At 50.5% G+C, this 15,087-nt stretch carries 15 protein-coding genes; 10 read left to right on the plus strand and 5 right to left on the minus strand.

Annotated elements, in window-relative coordinates:
• Window positions 1-418: 418 nt before the first annotated feature.
• The 3 genes from Afil_RS06350 to Afil_RS06360 all read right to left on the minus strand — a co-directional run bounded on the left by Afil_RS06350 (window position 419) and on the right by Afil_RS06360 (window position 2,293).
• On the minus strand, window positions 419-658 hold the full coding sequence (locus Afil_RS06350) for a hypothetical protein (protein ID WP_230267731.1): 240 nt from the start codon (window positions 656-658) through the stop codon (window positions 419-421).
• A gap of 161 nt (window positions 659-819) precedes the next feature.
• Window positions 820-1,749 carry a histidinol-phosphatase gene (locus tag Afil_RS06355; RefSeq protein WP_230267732.1) on the minus strand — a complete coding sequence of 310 codons (930 nt, stop codon included), beginning with the start codon at window positions 1,747-1,749 and terminating at the stop codon, window positions 820-822.
• A gap of 94 nt (window positions 1,750-1,843) precedes the next feature.
• Window positions 1,844-2,293 carry a low molecular weight protein-tyrosine-phosphatase gene (locus tag Afil_RS06360; RefSeq protein WP_230267733.1) on the minus strand — a complete coding sequence of 150 codons (450 nt, stop codon included), beginning with the start codon at window positions 2,291-2,293 and terminating at the stop codon, window positions 1,844-1,846.
• A 172-nt stretch (window positions 2,294-2,465) separates the two neighbouring features.
• Between Afil_RS06360 and Afil_RS06365 the strand changes: the two genes are divergently transcribed.
• From Afil_RS06365 to Afil_RS06400, 8 genes are all read left to right on the plus strand, one after another.
• Window positions 2,466-3,239, plus strand: a complete 774-nt coding sequence (locus Afil_RS06365; RefSeq protein WP_230267734.1) for an HAD-IIB family hydrolase — start codon at window positions 2,466-2,468, stop codon at window positions 3,237-3,239.
• A gap of 77 nt (window positions 3,240-3,316) precedes the next feature.
• On the plus strand, window positions 3,317-4,315 hold the full coding sequence (gene cdaA, locus Afil_RS06370) for a diadenylate cyclase CdaA (RefSeq protein ID WP_230267735.1): 999 nt from the start codon (window positions 3,317-3,319) through the stop codon (window positions 4,313-4,315).
• Window positions 4,308-5,192, plus strand: coding sequence for a CdaR family protein (locus Afil_RS06375; protein ID WP_230267736.1), 885 nt, complete (start codon window positions 4,308-4,310; stop codon window positions 5,190-5,192). The genes cdaA and Afil_RS06375 overlap by 8 nt, the downstream gene beginning before the upstream one ends.
• 358 nt (window positions 5,193-5,550) lie before the next feature.
• Entirely contained in the window at window positions 5,551-6,897 is a 1,347-nt protein-coding gene (gene glmM, locus Afil_RS06380; RefSeq protein ID WP_230267737.1) for a phosphoglucosamine mutase, read from the plus strand.
• A gap of 184 nt (window positions 6,898-7,081) precedes the next feature.
• Window positions 7,082-7,741 (plus strand): response regulator transcription factor, encoded by a 660-nt coding sequence (locus Afil_RS06385; RefSeq protein WP_230267745.1) that lies wholly within the window; start codon window positions 7,082-7,084, stop codon window positions 7,739-7,741.
• Between the two features lie 3 nt (window positions 7,742-7,744).
• Entirely contained in the window at window positions 7,745-10,039 is a 2,295-nt protein-coding gene (locus Afil_RS06390) for a HAMP domain-containing sensor histidine kinase (protein WP_230267738.1), read from the plus strand.
• Between the two features lie 329 nt (window positions 10,040-10,368).
• On the plus strand, window positions 10,369-10,548 hold the full coding sequence (locus Afil_RS06395; protein WP_230267739.1) for a hypothetical protein: 180 nt from the start codon (window positions 10,369-10,371) through the stop codon (window positions 10,546-10,548).
• 310 nt (window positions 10,549-10,858) lie between these two features.
• Window positions 10,859-11,845 carry a Gfo/Idh/MocA family protein gene (locus tag Afil_RS06400; RefSeq protein ID WP_230267740.1) on the plus strand — a complete coding sequence of 329 codons (987 nt, stop codon included), beginning with the start codon at window positions 10,859-10,861 and terminating at the stop codon, window positions 11,843-11,845.
• A gap of 224 nt (window positions 11,846-12,069) precedes the next feature.
• On the opposite strand, the gene Afil_RS06405 is transcribed toward Afil_RS06400, so the two are convergent.
• Together Afil_RS06405 and Afil_RS06410 are read right to left on the minus strand one after the other, a co-directional pair.
• A complete protein-coding gene (locus Afil_RS06405) occupies window positions 12,070-12,300 on the minus strand; it encodes a hypothetical protein (RefSeq protein ID WP_230267741.1) in 231 nt (76 codons plus the stop codon).
• 133 nt (window positions 12,301-12,433) lie between these two features.
• On the minus strand, window positions 12,434-13,570 hold the full coding sequence (locus Afil_RS06410; protein WP_230267742.1) for a CapA family protein: 1,137 nt from the start codon (window positions 13,568-13,570) through the stop codon (window positions 12,434-12,436).
• A gap of 354 nt (window positions 13,571-13,924) precedes the next feature.
• Between Afil_RS06410 and Afil_RS06415 the strand changes: the two genes are divergently transcribed.
• Both Afil_RS06415 and Afil_RS06420 read left to right on the plus strand, forming a co-directional pair.
• On the plus strand, window positions 13,925-14,122 hold the full coding sequence (locus tag Afil_RS06415) for a hypothetical protein (RefSeq protein WP_230267743.1): 198 nt from the start codon (window positions 13,925-13,927) through the stop codon (window positions 14,120-14,122).
• 11 nt (window positions 14,123-14,133) lie between these two features.
• On the plus strand, window positions 14,134-14,736 hold the full coding sequence (locus Afil_RS06420; protein WP_230267744.1) for a cysteine hydrolase family protein: 603 nt from the start codon (window positions 14,134-14,136) through the stop codon (window positions 14,734-14,736).
• Window positions 14,737-15,087 lie beyond the last annotated feature (351 nt).

Genomic DNA, 15,087 nt, shown 5'->3' on the forward strand with positions numbered 1-15,087 from the left:
TCTTTTGTCTGCACAGCCGGCTCTTAGCCTGCAATCTGGTCTGCCCAGGCGCAGGCGGCGGGAATCGTGGCGTGCCGGGCGGATTTGCGGCTGCTGGGTCTGTGCCATCCGGTGCTTCTGTGCTGTCCATTCCATAAACGGAGCAGAGAGCGACAGGCATAAAAAGCGAGAAGAGCACAGGCAGAAGATTTCTGCCTGTCCGAAGATCCAGATCCTGAAAACAGAAGGAAGCAGCCCTCCGGTAAGAGACTGCGAGATCGATCCAGGTCTTTTGAAGGAAGACATCCCGGAGGCATGTCCTCCTTTAGCACGCATAAGCCTTTTTACCAATCGGTTTCAGGCATGAAAAAAGCCGGATGTTCTGCAGCGGGGCAGAAATCCGGCTTTCAATTTTTTCTAATGCTGAAAATGCGTTCGCTTATTCCGACAGGGAAGGTTTGTCCGCAGAAGCGGTTTCGATAGCCGCATCCGCTGTCACGGTGCGGGAAGGACGGCCCTGAATTCTTCCGGTTTCCTTAAGCTGTTTTACCCAGCCTAAGCAGATCATGGCGCAGCCAAGGGGGAAGAAAACCATGTCCCGAAAGAACAGGCAGGACAGAAAGAAGATTACCGACATGACGTAATACGCGTGGTAGGCTTTTAAGTCTTTGAGGTTCATAATCCATCTCCATTCGTAAAGATATGAATACAGGCGCATTGGTACGATTTCCAGACGGACGTTCTGTGCGGAAATCTGTGCTCTTTTATTCTAACAAGCTTGTTCATCGGCGCCAATACCTTCCGGGACGGACGGCCCGGAAGCTTAAGCGGGGGGATGATTTATAAAGAGACGGATACGTCCTTCGCGTCCGCAAACGCGTCGAGAGAAACGGGCATGAAAAATCCGTTGTCCAGAACGTAGAGTTCTTTTAATCCGGCTGCTCTGGCCAGATCCAGGCAGAGAGGCATCGACTGGTCGAGCGCCTGTTTATTGTGGCAGTCCGTATTGATACAGAAGTGCGCACCTTTTTCGACCATGCGCGAAAAGAGAACTGGATGCGGGTAGGGAAGGCTTCGATAGCCGCGGGAAATAGCGCCGGTATTCATTTCAAAAATCACGTCTTTTTTAATGCCGGCTTCGACGGCTTTCATGGCCATGTCGAGTATCGTTTCATCGTCAAAGGCAAAGTAGCGTTCATCTTCGTTGTATTTCGAAAGCAGATCGATGTGACCGACGATGTCGATCGGACGCGACTGGATCATTTCCTGAACGCTCTGATAATACGCCTGAGCCAGAGCGTAAATATTTCCGCCAAAGCCTTCGTTCAGCAGGCAATCAAACGTTTCACGGCTTTCATCGATCGCTATGGACTGACCGGCAAGAGAAGAAGAATCTTCTTTCTTTTCGGTTTCTGGGATGCTCACGTAGTGAACGCTGCCGATGATGTAGTCAAACCAGGAAGGCGTTACCGCATTTTCGAAATAGTCTTCGCTGATGACCAGATCCGTCATGGAATCGAGCTCAATGCCGCAGTACAGATCGATCTGTTCTTCGTACTTTTCTTTTACGGCCTCAAAGTCTTTGAGGTAGTGTTCCATACCGTTCGCGTCCATCGATCCAGAGTCGAGCGGATGGTTGGGGGAATGACCGGAAAAGCCGAGAACGGTAAAGCCTCTGGCAATAGCTTCTTCGGTCATGGCCATGAGGGAGTCTTTTCCGTCATCGTATTGCGTATGGGTGTGCAGGTTCTGGCGTACGGGTGTTTTCATAATCCTTTTTCCTCCTTGCGGGGCGTGTCTGATGGGTTTTGCGGGCTGCGTTCAGTCTGGTTTTCCGTAGGGTCTTGCCGAATGATCGGACGGACTATTCTGACGCGATCAGCTGGTCTAGCCGCTCCTTGCAGCCCTGCTCGATTTGCGAAAAGGCCTTTTCAAAGCTGCGCGTATACCAGGGATCGGCGATCTGACCGTGTTCAAGAAGCGGTTCGATAAACAAGGGAAGCTTCGAGGAATGCACAAGCCGTTCGAGAAGGTATTCGTTTTCTTCATCCATGTAGTAAATGTGATCGTAGTTCGAAAGCTGATCGGCCCTCAGACGCCACGCGTAATGTTCACCAAAGGGAATATTGTGCTTTCTTAATACGGCGGCTGCGGGCGGGTAAATCGAATTGCCGGTTTCTTCGGAGGAGAGGGCGGCGCTGTCGATTTCAAAATCGTTTAAAAGACCTTTCTGAGAAACGAGGTCCTTGAAAATCCACTCGGCCATAACCGAGCGGCAGATGTTGCCATGGCAGACAAAGAGAATACGAATCATGATGCTGCTCCTTTCTGATACCGCTTTCATCCGGAAAAAGCCGGAGGAGAGGACGGGATCGCACAATTGCGAGGCTCGACAGGAAACCTGTTAAGGATTGTCGATTTGATTGAATTGCTTGCTATAATGATAAAGAATGTGGTTTCACAGTAAATAAGAAAGAGGAAAACCTATGAAATTACTCGCAACTGACTACGACGGCACCCTGAAATTTGGCGGATCGGTGCTGCCGGCTGATTTCGATGCGATCCACCGCTGGCGCGACGCTGGCAATCTGTTTGTCATCGTGACTGGCCGCTCGATGGAATCCATTTCCGGCGAAACGGAAGAATTTAAGATTCCTGTTGATTATTATGTAACAAATAACGGAGGAATGGCTTTCGACAAAGACGGAAACGCACTGCTTTCCTCCACGCTCGACACCATTACCGCAATTGACCTGATGTTCGCTTCCCATGAGCATCCGGATGTGGTGAGCTACGTGGTCAACGACGGCGTCAAGCGCTACAAAGTCGACGTACATCCAAACCTGGAAGATCATCGCTATCCCAAGCTCAAGCAGGAACTGCCGGAGGAAAAAGTCATGGATATCGGCAACTTCGCGCAGATCGTCTTCTCCTGCGTAACGCCGGAAAGCGCCATGGATCTGGCCGACCAGATCAACCATTTCTTTGGGGAAATCGTTGTCGCCTATAACAATAATTTCGTCGTTGACGTCGTACCCAAAGGCACATCCAAAGCCACCGGCCTTGAATTCATCTGCGCGTATGTCGGCGCGGACGACGACGACATTTACGCGATCGGAGATTCCTACAACGACATCCCGATGCTTTCGGGCGTAGACCATTCCGCAGCCGTAGCCGCGGCTCCGGCAGAAGTGCAGGACAACGCCAGACAGATTGTGGCAACTGTGGGCGAATTTATTGATGACGCTTTGACAAAATAGAACAATAAGACTAACTTAAAAAACCTCTTCGTACGAAGAGGTTTTCCTGAATTAGGAAGAAAAAGGGGGGGATCTAGATGAACCTGGGAGATGTCGGACTGATTCTTCGCCTTCTTCTCGACATCTGCGTAATGTGGACACTCATTTACGCATGCATTCGTATCATTCGAAACAACAGCCGTACCGTACAGATTGTCAAAGGCATTCTGGCGCTGCTGCTGTTTCAGTTTCTCGTCACCGTTCTCCAGCTGAAAACCGTATCCACCCTGCTGGATATCGTTCTGCGCTGGGGCATGATCGTTGTTCTGATTGTTCTGCAGCCGGAAATTCGTTCCATGCTGGAAAAAGTCGGAACGACCAATACCGCGTATAAACCGAATCTTTCCGCCAGCCGCATGAACCATCTGGTGGATCAGCTCGTCACCGCTGTCGCGGACATGTCCAAAACGAAAACCGGCGCGCTTATTTCGCTCCAGATGGCGCAGTCCATGGAAGATTACGCCAAAACGGGCATCTCGCTCGATTCCGATGTGACCAGCGAACTGATCGAAACGATTTTCCAGTACGGTACGCCGATGCATGACGGCGCCATGATCATCGACGGCGATAAAGCCATCTGCGCTGCCGCCTATTTCCCCTCGACTGCGCAGGAACTCCCGTCCAAATACGGAGCCAGACACCGCGCTGCCGTCGGCATTTCGGAAGTGACCGATTCCATTACGCTGGTCGTTTCGGAAGAAACCGGAAACATTTCCGTAGCGCAGAAAGGTGTGCTGACGCAATACACGCCGGAAAGTCTGCGCCGCTATCTGACCAAGCGTCTGGTCAAGGAAGATACCCAGCGCTCTTCCATGTTCCAGCCGATGATCGAATCCGCGAAAAATCTCTCGAATTCTCTTGGCAAGTCTTTGCGGGACGAACGCTCGGATGAGCCGGTGAACAAGTACATCGTTCCCCGCGAGAAACGGGATAAAAAAGACGATCGTGTCAAACCGCTCGAAGTCGTCAGCACCCTGAGTGCCGCACCCGCAAGCGAGCCGAAAAACAGCAGTGAAGGAGGCAACGGCAATGGATGAGAAAAAGCCAGGGTCCGTTCAGCGCTTTCTGGAACGGCTGACCCGTATTTTATCGGCTGCGACGTCACGGATCTCCCGTCTTTTTGACCGGATCATTTACAGCGAAAAACGCAGTCTGGCCATTTCCGGCGTAATCGCCATTATCGTCTGCCTGGTCATCAACTATCAGGATCTGTCCTACCATCTGTTCCGATCGGATGCGCTCACGCTCAATCTGACCGCAGTTCCAGTCGAAGTTCTTGTGGATGAAAACAGCTATGAAGTTTCCGGCGTCCCGTCGACCGCGGATATTACCGTCGTCGGCGACAGCGCGGACATTCAGCTTGTCCGTACGCAAAACTCCGCTTCGATCACCGCGGATCTGCGCAACGCCGGCGAAGGATCCAATACCGTCGCCCTGACCGCTTCCGGTCTGCCGACCGGTCTGGACGTTACCGTCAATCCGGAAACCGTCAACGCGGTACTTTCCCGCAAATATACGAAAACGTATTTCATTTCCGCCGATCTGATCGTCGGAGCCGGCCAGTCGATCAACGCCTATCAGAAACCGAGCCTTTCGACGCGTTCGGTAACGATCAAGGCCACCCGCGACAAGCTCAACTCCATTCGCTTCGTTCGTGCGATTGTCGACACATCCGGCTATGAAGGCTCCTTCCAGGCCAAAGTCCCGCTCGTCGCCTACGACAGTTCCGGCAAGCAGGTCAACGTATCGATCACGCCATCGACCGTTACGGCCGATGTCCGCTTAGTCAGCGACGGCAGTCCCGACGGGGAAACCGCCGGACCGGATGCCGCTGATAAAAAGGCAAGCGACAGTTCCAGTACGGATTCGTCCAAGGCGGCAGACAATACAATGCCTTCTAATCCGCTGAAGTAGAAAAAATTCGCAAATACAGGAGGTCAAATCGTCCTGTACATGGAATAAACCGCAAACAGGGTCTGCCTTGCACAGATCCTGTTTTATTTTGTGATTTTAAATACGTTGATCGGTACAATAAAATAGATTTGGAACTGCCCGGATTTCACCGTACATGCACAAAAAACGAGGACAGTCCAAAAAGAGAACACCCGGGAGCAGCTGCTTTTCTTGCCTGCCGGGATCAGCCCAAAGCAGCCAGAACGCTTTGCTGCTCCTGAAAAACAAAGAACGAAACGAGCCGGCTTCCCCTTTGATTCAGGCGGCTCGCAAAAGCATATACAGAACAATCTATAGAAAAGAATGGAGACGATCTGCCATGGGAAAATACTTTGGAACCGACGGCGTGCGCGGGCGCGCCAATGAAGAGCTCACGCTCGATCAGTCGGTAAGAATCGGCCAGTGGCTTGGCTGGTATTATTCGCAAAATAAAAAGCACGCCAAAATTCTGATCGGACGCGATACGCGTCTTTCCGGATCGATGTTTGAACTCGGTCTGGCTGCCGGTGCTGTGAGTACGGGCGCGGATGTGTATCTGCTTGGCATATGCCCGACACCAGCCGTATCCTACCTGGTCCGTCACGAAGATTTCGATGCCGGCCTGATGGTTTCGGCTTCGCACAATCCGTATTACGACAATGGAATTAAAGTGTTCAATCACGAAGGCATCAAAATGGATGAGGACATCCTGCTGGCCATTGAAGACTATATGGACGGAAAAAGCGAAGTGCCGCTGGCGACCGGAGACGGCGTCGGCGAATACTTCAGCTGGCATCAGGGACTGGAACTTTACATGTCCAACCTGAAAAAGACCGTTCCAGTTGATCTGACCGGCCTGCACATCGCGGTGGATCTGGCCAACGGTTCCGCCTGCGCGACTGCAGTCGAAACGCTCGACGGCCTCGGCGCCCAGGTGGATGCGATTAACAACTCGCCAAACGGAGTCAACATCAACTACCGCTGCGGATCGACCCATCCGGAAGGTCTGCAGGAGTACGTGGTGGAAAACGAATGTGACCTCGGTCTGGCGTTTGACGGCGATGCCGATCGCCTGATCGCGGTGGACTCCGATGGAAATCTGATCAACGGGGATTACCTTCTTTATATTCTGGGTCATTCCATGCGCAAACGCGGCGAACTCAAAGACAATATGGTTGTAACGACCGTCATGGCCAACCTTGGCCTGTACAAAGCGTTCCAGCGGGATGCGTTTGATTTTGTACAGACTCCGGTCGGCGATAAATATGTCTATGAGGAGATGAGCCGCAACGACTACCGTCTTGGCGGCGAACAGTCCGGACACATTATTTTTTACGGCGATGAAGTGACCGGCGACGGCCTGCTGACCGCGCTGAAACTGCTCCAGACCATTCAGGAGGAAAAAGCCACCATTCAGGAACTTTCCAAAGGCCTTTCCATTTATCCGCAGCTGCTGGAAAACGTAACGGTCAAGGACAAGACGATCGTCCTGAACGACGTCGATATCCAGGAACGCATTCATCAGGCGGAAGAAGGTCTCGGCGACAACGGCCGCATTCTGGTTCGCCCAAGCGGCACCGAACCGCTTATTCGCGTCATGGTCGAAGCTCCGACGCAGGTAGAGTGCGAGACGTACGTCCATATGGTGACGGATCTGATCATCGAAAAAGGCTACGCCGTCCAGTAACCCGAAAATACAGACGCTTTAATTCTGGATTTATTTCGATTTGCGAATCTGAATAGAGATTTCAAATCCGTAAAACTCTTGTAAAAAAAGAAGACGCCCAAAGCGCCTTACGTTCTCATGTTGAATACGCATGCTGGAAAGGAGGGACGTTTTGCATGGAACAGCCATGCCAAACGGCAAAACCATGAAACGAGTAATCAATATTGTCGAAGACGAGAAGGATATTAATAATCTTGTCGCTCAGTACCTTATGAAAGAGGACTACGAAGTCCATTCCTACTACACCTATGAAGAAGCCAGCGCGCACGCCAAGGATGAAGACGTGCATCTGTGGATTCTCGACATCATGCTCGATGACAAATCCGGCTTCGATCTGCTTGAGGAAATCCGCCAGACCAATCCGGATACGCCGATTATTTTCATGTCCGCACGGGATAAGGAATTCGACCGCATTATCGGACTGGAAAAAGGATGCGACGACTACATCACCAAGCCGTTCTCTCCGAAGGAACTCGTTCTTCGCGTCAACAATCTGATCCGCCGCGCCTACAAGGATTCCAACAACCGCATTTTCATCGACGGCTACGAACTCGATGAAGAACAGCGCAAAGTGTATTCCGATCAGGAAGAAATCGAACTGACCACGAAGGAGTTCGACCTGCTCATGATGTTCATCAAGAACAAGGGCATCGCCTTCTCGCGCGAAAAAATCCTGGAAAACGTCTGGGATGAAAACTACTTCGGAAGCGATCGCGTTGTCGATGACACCCTGCGTCGTCTGCGCAAGAAACTGCCGAAGCTCAACATTCATACGATTTACGGGTACGGATACCGTTTAGGCTAGCCGATGAAAAAATTTTTTCAGGGAAAATTTCGCAAGCTGTCCCTCACCCAGCAGGTGATGGTTCTGATTTTGATGATGATCGTTTTCCTCGTGCTGTTTTTCTTGTTTTTCCTTTCCGACAGCGTGAGCAACGCGATCAACCGGCAGATGTATGATCTGCTTGAAGCCCGACAGGAACCGATCGTTCAGGCGGTTGTCAACGGCAAGAGCACCAGCAACGACCAGGAACTGTTCAACTTCCTGTCCGGCGATCCCAACATCCGCACGGCCATCGTTACGCCGAATAACTCGGTGATCATTTCCAAGGACGACGATCCGGCCAGTCAGGAATTTCTGAGCAGTCTTACGCCGAAAATACACGAACTGCTGCGCGCGCATGTGCCCGCCGCTGCGCTTGAGACGGAGTCCGACGGCAATTCGCCTTCTGTCCGGGCCAATGCGAGCGTGCTCGTCCGGCAGGGAATCGAAAAAAATCATGACCGGCTTTACTATTATCGGTTAGAGCGGGTCGATACGAATGGTTCGCCAACGATTGTCGTGTCGTTCATGAACGATACGTACGCGGGCGAAATGCGCTCCTCGCTGATGGATTCCACCATTTACATCACCGTTCTTGTGTTCTTCCTGATGCTTATGGTGCTTCTGTTCTGGGTGTTCTCGATTATTCATCCGCTCAACCAGATCAAGTCCTACATCACGCAGATCAAGGAAGGCAAGGATGTCGATCTGTACATCAACCGCGATGACGAGATCGGCGATGTAGCCAAGGAACTGCGTGCGCTGACCGAAGAGCTGGCCAAGCAGCAGAAGTCCAAGGAAGAAATGATTCACAACATTTCGCACGACTTAAAGACGCCGATCGCAACGATCAAGTCGTATTCCGAATCCATCAAGGACGGCATTTATCCCTACGGCGACCTGGAAGGCAGCGTTGACGTCATCCTCGATAACGCCAACCGCCTCGAGCAGAAAGTCCATTCGCTGCTGTACATGAACCGCGTCGAATATCTGGTTTCCTCGGATGCGGAAGGCGTATCCACCAACATGAAGGAAGTCATTGAAGAAGTCGTTCTTAACGCCAAGGTCATCCGTCCGGAAATCGAACTGATTACCGATCTTGAAGAAGTCTACTTCGACGGCCTTCTCGAAGCGTGGCGCGTAGCCATCGAAAACATTTTGCAGAACGCGTTCCGCTACTCGAAAAGCTATATCAAAATCGAACTCCATGAAAATGACCTGCGCATTTCCAACGACGGTCCAAAGATGGATGAATCGAGAATTCAGTCTCTGTTTTTGCCGTATATCAAAGGCGAGGGCGGACGCTTTGGCTTAGGTCTGTCCATCGTCGCCAAAGTCGTTCAGGCCAATAAGTACAAAGTCGAAGGCATGAATACAGAAGACGGCGTCTGCTTCCGGATTTACCGGGATGTGCCCAAACGCAGCAGCAGCCGCTTCAAAAACACCAGCAATCCAGTTTCCTATCTGAACGTGCAAAACTGGGGCAACTCCAGAAGACAGACTTCGCAGTTCAAAAAAGCGGCTCCGGATCAAAAACAGAAAAAGTCTTCGAGCGAAGGCAAGGACAAAAAGGAAAACGCCCAGACAGACGCGTCCAAAAACAAGGAATCGTCCGGCGCGTCCAGAAAAGGCCAGAGCGATTCGGCTTCCAGAAAAGCGAATGCGTCTTCCAGAGAGAAAAGCCGTTCCAGAAAGAACCGACAGAATCGAAACCATAAGTCTTCCGCTTCGCCAGAGGAAATGTCCGGCAAGGATCCGGCTGCCCAATCAAAATCCAGGACACAGGAGGACTCGATAAAATCGTCTTCTCGTTCCCGGAAAAATAAACCGGCTGCTTCCCAGAAGCATAAGCATCTGCTTGAGGAAGGACTGACGGTAAACGAAGCCGCCAGAAACGAATCGGCATTGGAAGCATCCAGCGCGCCTGAGATGACCGAATCCAAAGCCGAAAAAACGGATATTGCTGCCGCTTCCGCTGTCGAGTTGACGCCCAGAACGGATGTGAAAGTCCAGAGCCAGAGCGAAAACGGATCCACAATGACAGCCCCGGCAAAGCAAAACAACGTTTCTCCAGAAGCGCCAGATTCGGAATCTTCGACTTTGGAGGCAACGGCAGAAACGGACGCTTCTATAGCAGTGTCAGGCATCAAGCCAGGCACTCAGCCGGAAGGAGCTCCTGAAGCCGAGGTCGCAAACAGGACGGATTCTTCTTTGAAGACCGCCCAGCCGGATTCGGAAGATTCCGCAGTTGAACAGCCTCAGCTGAAATCTGGAAAATAGAGAAATCCGCATATAGCAGCTTTTTGCAGGAAAGAGCATTTGTTTCCTTATTAAAAATTACGGTCTGTGTAAACCGCCAGGTCGCGTACGACAGTACGGGCGCGTTTATACAGACCGCTTTTTTATACGTTTTAAGCCAGCCAGGAGAACCGCCCCTGCGAATGGACGGCAGCTTGTCAACCGACGTGCAGAGGAATATTTTGAATCCAGTAGACATCCGATGAAAAAGAAACGTATGTAAAAATAAATTATTGTTCGCGGAAATGACACGAGATGTTAAAAACTGGATACAATCGAGCATAGATCCACGAAAAACGGGAGGAAGATTTATGGACACGATCAGCATGGAAGAAATCCTGGCGATTTATCAAAAGGTCGGCGCTTCCCCAAAGAAGACCGCTGTGATCCGCACGACGCTCAATAAAGGCACCCTGCGAAATCGTCTAGTGGTCAAAAGACCGAATGGCCGTTTTAACGGAGCGCGTCTGAAGAAAACCGAGAAATACTAGAGGTTTACTAACAAAGCGGGAGACAGACTGAAGAGTTCCTCCATCCGCCCCATGACCGAAAATAGTCGGTGTGATTAGGATCGTCTGGGACGGAATGCCTTTGAAAAATCCTTTTGTGGAAGAACCACGCATTACTAAAATATGCCGCCATTTCGTTGGCGGCTGTTTTTACGATTCGTATGTTTACCTGGTGCAGACTTTCAAAATCCGGGATGGAAAGAGCGCAACTTATGGCATGATGATCATAAGAAAACCGCTTTTCCCGGAGCTTCTTTTCCAACTCTGAAAGAAGCGGTATTTAGGAGGAACTATGAAAATTGCAACTATCGGCTCTGGTGCGATTGTGGATCAGGCTTACGCGTCCTTCGCCCAGATTCCTTCCATTGAACCAGCCGCTGTCTATTCGAGGACAATGGAAAAAGCCAGAGCGTACGCCGATCGCCATCATGTTACAAAGACGTATGACAATCTGGAGGAAATGCTGGCGGATGAAGAAATCGATACCGTCTATATTGCTTCGCCAAACTCTCTGCACGTACCGCAGGCAAAAAAAGCGCTGGAAGCGGGCAAGAACGTCATTCTCGAAAAGCCGTTTGCGGCCAGCGTCGCTCAGGCCCAGGAACTCTTCGATCTTGCTGAGAAAAACGGTGTAATGATTTTTGAAGCCATCACTAGCATTCACACCCCAAACTTCCATATTCTTCAGGACAATCTTTCCAGAGCGGGAAAAATCCGGGAATGCGTCTTCAACTTTTCGCAGTATTCCCGGAAGTACACACGGTACATGGAAGGCATTGTCGATAATGTGTTCAATCCAGAAATGGAAGGCGGTGCGCTGATGGATATCGCCATTTATAACATCCATCTTGCATTGGCTCTGTTTGGAAAGCCGAAGGAAGTCTTCTATTATCCGCTCAAGGGATGGAACGGCATCGATTCGAGCGGCGTTCTGATTCTGATTTATCCTGAATGGATCGTTACATCTATTGGATCCAAGGATTCTTCCAGCGACTATCTGGCCGTCATTCAGGGGGAAAAGGGAACCTTCCGTATTGGAAAAGGCAGTACCGGGAAAATGGAATATATCGACTTCGTCGCTCCGGCCAGAGAAAACGAAAAGAATGAAGCCGAACAGATTTCCATCGATCAGGGCCTGCACATGGTTTATGAATTTGCGGATTTTGAAAAAGCAATTTCCAGCCACGATGAAAAAGCCTATGAGAAATACAAAGAGGAAACGCTGGCTGCTCTGTCTGTTCTGGAAGAAGCCAGAGCGCAGATGAACGCCAGAAAGTGATCCGCAGGCGGGTCTCTTTTCACATTGAGATAAACAGAAAAGCTCCTGTCTCTTTCGCCGTAATTGAACGACGGAAAAGTACAGGAGCTTTCTCCTTTTTGAACACCTGCAGCGGGGTGCGAGGGAGGGGATCGGAAATACGAAAAAACGGAATTGCGAAGCTATTCGAATCCAGATCGGCATTGGCCAAAGGAAAGAATGCGCCAATCCCCTATGACGCCGAATTATCTGGCGGCCGATCGACGGCTGCGCACCTGTAAAACCAGAGCGACAACAGCCAGAATGGCGGCAGGCGTCAGAAATTCAATGGCGCGTGCGGTCACAAACGCCCAGTACGGGGCGGAAGAGACGACCGGCGCGGAAAGAAAATAGCGCACGTAGTCCCACAGGGAAGTCAGAGCGAAAAAGCCGGCCATCAGCCCCGCGCCAATCCACCAGTATTTTGGTTTTTTCATACCTTCTCCTTTCATATTTCAATACACCTGTATGTTTTGCTTCTGCAGGACGATTCAGAAAGGTTCAGCTCCAGAACGGCAACTGAAAAGAACAAAGTCTTTGATTGCCATCCCTGCAGAAGAAAACGCGTATTTACTCCAGAACGATTTCGATACCGTCCGGTTTTCTCATGACCGAATCGACAAAAGACTGTACCCAGCTTTTGGAAATGTCCATTCCTTCGGCAGTGATGTAATGATTAGCGGCCATATCGTCGTTATATTCGTGAATGGTCGTAGTCCGGTATTCGCGAAGATCCGGCGAGATCCAGGTGATCGTCGGGGTGAATCGGATATCGGAAAAGGATGCTTTATGCGTATCAAAATCGTAGCTCAGGGTGAAGTTCGCCATGCCGCCGACCATGGTTTCGTTGGTGTTCTGCGCGGAGACGAAATTGCCCAGCGAGTAGTACACGAGCGTCTCCTGTTCGGGACTTTTGATGATTTCAACCGGCTCGATGACATGCGGATGGGTACCGATGATTACTTCCACCCCTTTGGAGTTCAGATAGTTCGCGACTTCAATCTGTTCCGCATTTGGGGAGGTCTGATATTCGTCGCCCCAGTGCATCGCGACGATCTGCACATCGCTGACGGCGTTCAGGGCGTCGAGCTTCTGATCGATCAGTTCATAGTTGATGGGTCCGTTTCCGCTGCGGTAGACATCCACGAGCCAGGGCATATCTGCGGGAATGGCGCCTTCCAGACCGTAGGTGAATCCGCAAAGTCCAACGCGAATGCCGTTGATGTTTCGAACAACGGGCGCGGCTGCGTCTTCTTCACTGACAAAGGCACCGGTTTCGGAAAGATCCGGATAATGTTCGCGCATATATTCCTTTTCGTAGATCAGGCCCTGCGCTGTTGCATCCAGAGAGTGATTGCTGGAAATGGAGAACCAGTCAAAGCCGGAAGCCATCAGCGAATCGATCATTTCGATCGGCCCATTGAAGGCGGGGTAGCCGGAAAGGCCAAACGCATCGCCGGCGCAGACCGTTTCAAAGTTGCAGTAGGCAAGGTCTGCACTTTGAAAATACGGAACGGTCATTTCATAAATCGGGGTGAAATCCCTGCTGTTGTGGTCCTGCTCATAGTAGACGAAAATCGTATCGTGAAGCAGATTGTCGCCAACGCCGGTAAACGTAAAAGACGAAGTGGAATCCCCGCTTTTTTGAGCGCCGGCGGTCGGCTGCCCGCTCTTTTCACTGGCTTGGTCTGCTGAATTTCCATCCATGCTGACCCAGCGGGAAGGAGAAAAGCGATTTCCAAAAAAGAGAACGCCGCAGACCAGGGCTCCAGCCGCAATTGCGGAAACCCAGATCCACCCGGTTTTCCGTCTGCGTGTCCTGGAAGAGCGAGGCTGGTGTTCAGAAGATGGGTTCCTGGATGAAGATGCCATAGCCGTGTACCTTTCTTTTTCTTTCTTGAGAAGTCCGGTTTCCACGGACGAAAATGCCGTCGCAGGAGTTCTTTAAGAAACTCTGGAAGAGAATTTTTAATCCCGACAGGCACAAATACTGTGTTCATTATTTCATCTGGCTAACTAAAGCTCAATGAAGCCGGTGTGATCGGGGTCGGTTCGGCGCAAATGAAGAATATTAAAGAAGAAGATAAAAGAAGGCAGAGGATCCAGGCCGCCGAACGCGTTTCTGGAAAATGCGGGATTCAATGGAAAAGCAAAGAAATACAAACCATTCGTTTTCAAAAGGCGAAAGGCTCTGTTGAAGACGAAAAGAAAATTTTGCATGCTTTTCCATACAGGGAAAAACAGATAAAAAATCGATAGAGGAAAAGACTATGAAGCCAATTGAACTGAATCCAGATCGGACAATCCTGCTGATTATTGATATGCAGAAAGGATTTGTGGATGCCGACTCTCCATTTTGCGTAGCGATGGCCAGATCAACGATTCCCGCGCTGGCGGCGACCGTAGAAGAAGCGAGAAATGCTGGCGTGACGATCGCCTGGGTATGCCGTCTGCATGCGAAAGACGGCAGTGATCTCGAAGCTTTCCGCAGACAGAAACTGGAAGATCTGGATCAGTGTGATCTGTTCCATCCATCGGGATCGGGTTTTGCGCTTGCTCAGGGACTGTACAGAGCGCCCGAAGATCTCTTTATCCCCAAGACGCGCTACAGTGCTTTTTTTCAGACTACGCTCAAAGAGGAACTGGAACAAAGAGGGATAGAGACTGTGCTGGTGAGCGGAACGCAGACGCCAAACTGCGTACGGGCCACGGCCTTTGACGCCTTTCAGTACGGCTATCGGACGATTCTGCTCGAAAACTGCACTTCGTCGGCAAATCCTCAGGTGCAGAAAGCCAATCTGGACGATCTGGAAAAGGCGGGGATTGAACGGATATCTGATTTTCAGGATTTGTGCTGGAGAGCGGATAAATAAACATAAAGAGAGAGGAAAGTATCGGATTCAGATTGCATAGGGAAACGGGTCAAAAGTCTCGTGAAAAATATTAGAAAAATCGCATACAAATTGCTTGCATCGAATGTTAGCGCGTGGTATTCTAATTGAGCGCTGAGGGAAATCGCTTCTCTCAGTCGTCAAATCACCTTTAGATATCGAAGAAAACAGCTTAAGTGAAAATCATGAAGAAATTCACAAATAACTGTTGACAGAGATTTCTGCAGATGATATGATAAACAAGCCTTGTGAGAGACATTGATCTTCTCACAAACAGATGGCTCTTTGAAAACTTTACAGACAGATCAAGAAATTCGAAATACACAACGTCGA

The organism is Allobaculum fili, assembly GCF_020969955.1.
GTDB classification, from domain to species: Bacteria; Bacillota_I; Bacilli_A; order Erysipelotrichales; family Erysipelotrichaceae; genus Allobaculum; species Allobaculum fili.